The following is a 6,676-nucleotide window of genomic DNA, read 5'->3' on the forward strand; positions in this document are numbered from 1 at the left end:
GCGGGATCCGGGCGTCGACGCCGTCGCGGCCGTCCCGTCGATGGCGGAGACGGTCCTCGACGTGCTCCGGAACGAGCGCGCTCGAGTCGCACTCGCCGTGCTCTACCACGAGTGGAACGGCGAGACCCGATCGGTCGACGATCTCGCTCGCGTTGTCGCTTCGCACACGGACGACTCCGCCGACGTCGTCGGGGTCGGGCTTCGGCACGGCACGCTCCCGGAGCTGGCGGCGATTCGAGCCATCGAGTGGGAGCCCGGTACGGATCGCGTCTCGGCATCGGACCACGCCGTCTTCGAAGAGGGGGTTCGCGAGGCGTCGGTCCTGCTCGAGACGTTCGAACCGGGGACGAGATAGCCAGGATTGCTGTATTCGGGCGGTGACACGGTACTGCGGAACTGTTATCCGGGAACCCCGCTCCGCTGCGAGCGCCAACCATCGCGGCTCCTGAAGCGGAGACGGCCGGCTCGTTCCCGTTCGTCCGTAGTGATGGAATCGAAAGGTAGTTTTCCCGGACCCTGCTACGCTGAGTCATGCTTTCGATCGCGCTTGCCGGAAAACCGAACGCCGGCAAGTCCACGTTCTACACCGCGGCGACGATGGCGGAGGTCGATGTCGCCAACTATCCGTTTACCACGATCGACGCCAACCGCGGGGTGAGCTACGTCCGGACCGAGTGCCCCTGCCTCGAGCGCGACGAGCGCTGTACCGCCGACAACTGCGAGGGCAGCAAGCGCTACGTTCCGATCGAACTCCTGGACGTGGCGGGGCTCGTCCCGGGCGCTCACGAGGGGAAGGGGCTGGGCAACCAGTTCCTGGACGAGCTCACGAACGCGGACGTGATCGTCAACGTCGTCGACGCCTCCGGCGGGACCAACGAGAAGGGCGAGCCCGTCGACATCGGCGACCACGATCCGCTCGAGGACATCGACTTCGTCGAGGAGGAGATGGACCTCTGGCTGGCGGGCATCGTCGAGAACAACTGGGAGTCCGTCGAGCGCAAGTCCCGCTCGCCCGACTTCGACATCGACGACGTGCTGGCGGACATGCTCTCGGGCTTCGGTGCGTCGCCCAAACAGATCGCCATCGTCCTCCGCGACCTCGAGTACCCCGACGACCCGATCCAGTGGGAGGACGAGCACCGCGAGGCACTCGCGCGCGACGTCCGCCAGCGGACCAAACCGATCGTCGTCGCGGCGAACAAGATCGATATCGCGCCCGAGGAGAACGTCGACCGGCTGCTCGAACTGGACAAACCGGTGATCCCCACCACCGCGGAGGGCGAACTCGCCCTCCGTCGGGCCGCCGACAACGGACTGATCGAGTACGATCCCGGCGACGAGACGATCGCGATCGGGGACGACGTCAACGACGCCCAGCGCGAGGCGCTCGAGGGGCTCGCGGACACCATGGCCGAGTGGGGCGGCACCGGCGTTCAGGCGGCGCTCGATTACGCGGTCTACGACCTGCTCGACCACCTCACCGCCTACCCGGTCGAGGACGCCTCGAAATGGTCCGACGGCAGCGGCAACGTCCTGCCGGACGCCTTCCTCTTACCCGACGGATCGACGCCGGTCGATCTGGCGTACACCGTTCACTCCGACATCGGCGACGGCTACCTGCACGCGGTGAACGCCAGGTCGAATCGAGAGATCAGCGAGGAGTACGAACTCGAGGAGGGCGACGTGATCAAGATCGTGAGTACTAATTGACAATAGACTCCTAAATTGGCCTCTGGATTTTAGTGAGGGACGGCGATCAGTACTGTCCACGGAGTTACCGCTGCGGTCACGTCATACGGAGTGCACTCGCGAGCGACCAGCACCGCGGCGCAACGCGCCGCGGACGGACGAACGGGCGCGAGCCCGTGAGTCAGGGAGCGAGCGGCCGTTGTCGCGTAGATTTTTGCGCCCAACGAGGGACGCTTTGCGTCCCTCGAGCCGTGCGAGCGGGCCGAAGGCCCGCGATCAGAGAGCGGTTCCGAGCGAAGTCGTTCGAAAGACGTGAAGCGTCGTTCGTGATCTTCAAAAGAGCGCTTTGCGCTCTTTTGGACCTCGCCGAGCGAAGCTCGGCTCAGTGACGAGAGACCTTCGGTCTCTCGAACCACGAGGAATCCCGAGGCGGAAAAAGATACGGAGGCATATAGGGCTTGAAATTGGAGGGTAGCAGCCAACTGTTGGCTTTGCGCTCAACCCCAATTTTAGTCAGCTACCATTCACGTCGAATGGGATCCGCCTACGAGGACGCGTTCCACTCCCGCAACTCGCCATCGACGACGACCTCGCTACCGACGTCCTCGAATGTGACGCCACCGTAGGCGATACTGCTACCGGACCCTGCGTAGATACCCGCGTCGCCACAGTTCGCCGCTCGAGCAGTCGTCAGCGTCGCATCGACGTTCTCCCGGAAGCGAAACGCCTGACTCGACGCTCCCGTGGCCGTTACGGTACTCAGTTTCAGGTCATCCATATCGTCGAAGAGGATCGAGTTCGTGAATTCTCCGTCGACGATGGTGTTCGATATTTCGGCATCGTCGAACCCCGCCGCGTAGATTCCCGATCCGGCGGACAGTCCCCGGTTGTCGGTCCTGATCGTGACGTTGGTGATCGTCAACTCCCGTCGACCGCTCTTGAGCTGTCCGAGCGAGATACCCCTTGCGTTCTCGAGACACGAGACGCAGTCGATCGTCAGATCCGCGATCTCGTCCCCGGTGTCACCTCTAATCGCCGCAGACAGACAGCCGGTGATATAGCCGTCCCTGATCGTGATCGACTCGTTGCCGTTCCGGTGCATGTGGATGCCGTAGTCCGGACCGTTCTCCGGATCGATCTCGAAGTTCTCGAGGGTGCAATTCCGCGTCGGCGCCCCATCACTCCCGGCCAGCGACTCGCCGGTGCCGTTCCAGACGCTGTTCGACGCGATCTCCGCTGTCTGGTTGTCGAACTGTATCGGTGCGTTCGATCCGGCCTCACCGCCTCGAGTCGCCCAGTAGCCGTCGATATCGACGTTCTTGGACGACACGACGTCGATGTGATGGTAGTAGATGCGGTCGCCGTAGACGTTCTCTAGCCGGACGTTTTCTGCGTGTGCGGGCATAATGCCGTTCGTTTCCGGCGAATCGATTCGGATGTTACAGATCCCCCAGTTCGACGCGCCACCGTACTCGACCGTGTCATAGCCCCGGTTGGAGAGAAGGGCCCGTCCCTCCTCTCCGTCAGGGCGCGATCCCTCGAAGACCGTCGCGCGCCCCGCACCCAACAGGAGCGTATCATCGCCGATCAACGGCGTCCGCTCGAAGACGTACCGGCCGGGCGGGAAGTAGACGATTCCGCCGCTAGCCGACTCGACTTCTGCGAGGAGTTCGTGAACATCCTGACCGACCTCGGTCTCGCCGTCACCCTGGATCCCGTGGGCTTCGACGTTCCAGACGGGTGTTTCCGCGGTGCGCGCGTTGACGAACTCCGCCGCCTCAAAATGGTTTGTTCCCGGCACCGGCTGATCAGAGCTTCCCTGGCCGCTGAAATATACCCAATCCTCGTCCGAGGCGTCCCAGCGCCATGTAATTCTCTGATCGGTTGCGTGGTAAAGTTCGTCGTCGTACTCGCCCTCGGCGGGACGGTCGGCAATCGGTCCCCGAACGATTGCGTGCTTGTCGATGGCCTCGACCGTGTCGGTGTGGTCCCACTCCTCGCCTTCCTCGAACGTACTGAGGTCGAGTCGTGGTGTTCGTTCAACCATGGTTACTCGCTCCCGGATCCGTATTCGCGCCCGTATGCGGTCCCATAATCGGTGACCGATGAGTCACTTTCCGTACAGCCTGCCAGCAGGAGGGAGGTTCCCGAGACTGCGACGAGAACGTCCCGCCGGCGGAGATCTAAATTGGTCATGAAACCAGACTATCTTGCTATATTATAAATATATTGTCTCGAGAAGATCTCAAAAGGCCGCCCGGATGGGCGCAGGGGGATGGCCGCCGGGCAGAATGGGGACGAGGTCCAGTGGGGTTGGGTGCTGATTGGATCGTGTCGCGCCGTGGGAACGCGACAGTGAATACGTTCGTCCCGTCCTATAATCAACCCCGCTCCGATTCCAAGCGTGTTGGAACCGTCCTACTGACCCATTCAACCCCCGCCGAAATCGGGTAGCTACTCTTCTGCAAGTTCGACATGCCAGTGATCGCTCTGGGAGCCGGCGAACGATAGCCGCCAGTTCTGGATGAGATATGTCCCCGATTCGAAGCCAGCCGCTTCCGACGCGTCGATCGTCACCGTCTGGGAGCCCCCACTCGAGTCCTCGACGAAGGACTTGCCGACCGGAACTGATCGCTCGAGGATCGGGGGACGCCCGCGGTATCGACGATCGTCGCAAAGACCTCCTGACTGCCGTCACACCGACCGTGCTTTCTGGCCACTATGAGCGGCCGATCTCGGGCTCGCCGAGTACGCGCGGCAGCTGGCCGCCGACCGTCTCGTTAATCACGCGCTCGGGGAGCGACGTTCGGTACCGCCTCACCGCTCTCGGATCTGAGTACCGGAGGTGTTTTGTAGCGATAGAAGAGAGTGGGTGGTAGGCGGCACGGTCAGGCAGCACCTTTCAGCCCGCGTGGTTTCCACGTGTGGTCACCGTTGACTGACCTACCCCGTCTCTCTAATATCTGTGAGCGGCTGCTATTGCTCCCGCAGAGGACCTGATGGACGGCGTGGGGTTCAACAGCTCTACTCGAGTTCGGGCATAAATCATAACCGAGAACCGTTAGCCAGCCGGCAGGAGTCTCACGACGGCTGTCGGGTAGAGATGAGTATTTGCTCACTGGCGACCTACACCGACTATGACACCCCGTTCAACCAGCGTTTCCGATCCCCGCCGCGAGCGAACGACGGCACAGTTGGCCGTCCTCGCGGATCGACTCGAGGCGACGGAGCGTCGCCAGCAGCAATTACAGAACACGCTGGCCGGGCTCGCTCGGGAAGTCGGCGTCTCGGTCGGCGGTCTGTGCGGGCACTGCGAGGAGAGCCACACGTTCGTCAAGGACGGCACGATGTACTGTCCCAGGTGTGGCTACCGTCGATCGGTATAAGTCACCTCGAGAACGCGATCGTCCGAACGGATCGCTCACACCAGACTACCGAGCGGATCGAACCGAACCGCGGCCACGAGGACGGCGAGGAAGACGTAGGAGCCGCGGATGAGGAGCATGGTCGCGAGTTCGGGGTCCGCTCGTCGCGCGACGAGAGCGACGGCGGCGAACGCGAGCGCCGCGAGCAGCGACGTGAGGGGAAAGATGCGAACGAGAGCCAACGCGGCGACGGCCACGACCGCAGCGATCATCAGCCCGTAGGCGACGTCGTGAGCGCGGTCGGGACCGACGGCGACCGCGACGGTCCGTTTCTCGATCGAGCGATCGTACGCGTAGTCCTGCGTGTCGTCGATCACCTTGATCCCGGAGAGGAGCGTGAGGAAGACGACGGCGAAGCCGAGCGGAACGACCCCGATCGTCGCGGCCTGCACGTAGAACCCGCCGACCATGGAGAGGGCGATACCCAGGGGGTAGCCGGTCGTCGCCGTCACCGGGTTCGTGTCGAGTTGCGGCGCGTGGTGGTAGGCGATCAGCCACGTCGGAACGACCAGCGCGACCGCGACCGGCCCGACGAGAACGCCGAGGGCCACGCAACACAGCGCAAACACCGCGGTCGACAGCCCGAGTGCGATCCGACAGCCGCTCTCGGTCAAGGGATGATCGTCGTCCTCGCCGCGGACGTGGAAATCGACGTAGCCGTCTTTCACGTGAGCCGTGTAGACCGCGGCGAACATCGCGACGACGTGGACCGCCGCGGTCAGCGGGTCGACGGTTCCGGCGAGGATCGCGCCGAACAGCGAGGCCGCGAGCGGCGGCGTCATGAAGACGGGATGGACCTGTGACCAGAACGCTCGAGCGGTCGCGTCGACTCCGGCGGCGTCCCTCGCGAGGGGCATATGCGAGCGACAACGAACTGAAGTATAATACCCGGTCCGGGGCCGCACGAGCTGGAACCGATCCGCCGAAACACACAATTTGATGTGAGATGGCGTGCCACGAGGGAGCATGGCAGATAGCTATACGGGTGCGGATCTCTTCACCGACGCCCTCGAGTCGTACGGCGTCGACTACGTCTTCGGCAATCCGGGAACGACCGAACTGCCGATCATGGACGCGATCGGCCGAAGCGACCTCGAGTACCGGCTCGGGCTCCACGAGGACATCGCGGTGGGGATGGCCGGCGGCTACGCCCAGCGGCGGCGGTACCACGCCCACCACGACGACTCGATCACCCCGGTCGGCGTGGCGAATCTCCATATCGCACCCGGATTGGCCCACGGGCTCGGCAACCTCTACGCGGCCAAGATCGCCGGCGCGCCGCTGGTCGTGACGGCGGGCAACCACAGCACGGACTTCCGCCACGAGGAGCCGATCCTCTCGGGCGATCTGGTCGACATGGCCGACCAGTTCTGCAAGTGGTCCGACGAGGTCCTCGACGTCTCGGCGCTGCCGACGATGCTCCGCCGGGCGTTCCGGGTCGCGATGACGCCCCCGACCGGCCCCGTCTTCCTCGGATTGCCCCTCGACGTGATGCTGGCCGAAACCGACGCCGAGCCCGAACGGCTCGGTCCGATTCCGAACGCGGGCAGCGGCGATCCGGC

At 63.9% G+C, this 6,676-nt stretch carries 8 protein-coding genes; 4 read left to right on the top strand and 4 right to left on the bottom strand.

All coding sequences use genetic code 11. The features are described 5' to 3' along the window. A partial coding sequence (locus PGX04_RS26765; protein WP_465263850.1) for a DUF7344 domain-containing protein occupies positions 1-355 on the top strand: 355 nt, incomplete at its 5' end. A 176-nt stretch (positions 356-531) separates the two neighbouring features. Beyond that, entirely contained in the window at positions 532-1,710 is a 1,179-nt protein-coding gene (locus PGX04_RS26770) for a redox-regulated ATPase YchF (protein ID WP_273741271.1), read from the top strand. A 523-nt stretch (positions 1,711-2,233) separates the two neighbouring features. On the opposite strand, the gene PGX04_RS26775 is transcribed toward PGX04_RS26770, so the two are convergent. The 3 genes from PGX04_RS26775 to PGX04_RS26785 all read right to left on the bottom strand — a co-directional run bounded on the left by PGX04_RS26775 (position 2,234) and on the right by PGX04_RS26785 (position 4,266). Next, positions 2,234-3,736, bottom strand: coding sequence for a glycosyl hydrolase family 28-related protein (locus PGX04_RS26775; protein WP_273741272.1), 1,503 nt, complete (start codon positions 3,734-3,736; stop codon positions 2,234-2,236). A 2-nt stretch (positions 3,737-3,738) separates the two neighbouring features. Next, complete coding sequence (locus tag PGX04_RS26780) at positions 3,739-3,885, bottom strand: hypothetical protein (RefSeq protein ID WP_273741273.1); 147 nt, start codon at positions 3,883-3,885, stop codon at positions 3,739-3,741. Between the two features lie 258 nt (positions 3,886-4,143). Beyond that, positions 4,144-4,266 carry a hypothetical protein gene (locus PGX04_RS26785; protein ID WP_273741274.1) on the bottom strand — a complete coding sequence of 41 codons (123 nt, stop codon included), beginning with the start codon at positions 4,264-4,266 and terminating at the stop codon, positions 4,144-4,146. Between the two features lie 560 nt (positions 4,267-4,826). On the opposite strand from PGX04_RS26785, the gene PGX04_RS26790 reads away from it, so the two are divergent. Then, complete coding sequence (locus PGX04_RS26790) at positions 4,827-5,075, top strand: hypothetical protein (RefSeq protein ID WP_273741275.1); 249 nt, start codon at positions 4,827-4,829, stop codon at positions 5,073-5,075. A 35-nt stretch (positions 5,076-5,110) separates the two neighbouring features. On the opposite strand, the gene PGX04_RS26795 is transcribed toward PGX04_RS26790, so the two are convergent. Continuing rightward, entirely contained in the window at positions 5,111-5,971 is an 861-nt protein-coding gene (locus tag PGX04_RS26795) for a UbiA family prenyltransferase (RefSeq protein ID WP_273741276.1), read from the bottom strand. Positions 5,972-6,080: 109 nt separating this feature from the next. Here PGX04_RS26795 and PGX04_RS26800 point away from each other — a divergent pair. After that, positions 6,081-6,676 (top strand): thiamine pyrophosphate-binding protein (locus tag PGX04_RS26800; protein ID WP_273741277.1); only part of this gene is annotated, 596 nt, incomplete at its 3' end.

The sequence above is a fragment of the Natrinema soli genome, from assembly GCF_028618695.1.

Coding starts and splice junctions, on each gene's coding strand:
- PGX04_RS26770 (WP_273741271.1), top strand. CDS start 532: ATGCTTTCGATCGCGCTTGCCGGAAAACCGAACGCCGGCAAGTCCACG.
- PGX04_RS26795 (WP_273741276.1), bottom strand. CDS start 5,971: ATGCCCCTCGCGAGGGACGCCGCCGGAGTCGACGCGACCGCTCGAGCG.
- PGX04_RS26775 (WP_273741272.1), bottom strand. CDS start 3,736: ATGGTTGAACGAACACCACGACTCGACCTCAGTACGTTCGAGGAAGGC.
- PGX04_RS26780 (WP_273741273.1), bottom strand. CDS start 3,885: ATGACCAATTTAGATCTCCGCCGGCGGGACGTTCTCGTCGCAGTCTCG.
- PGX04_RS26790 (WP_273741275.1), top strand. CDS start 4,827: ATGACACCCCGTTCAACCAGCGTTTCCGATCCCCGCCGCGAGCGAACG.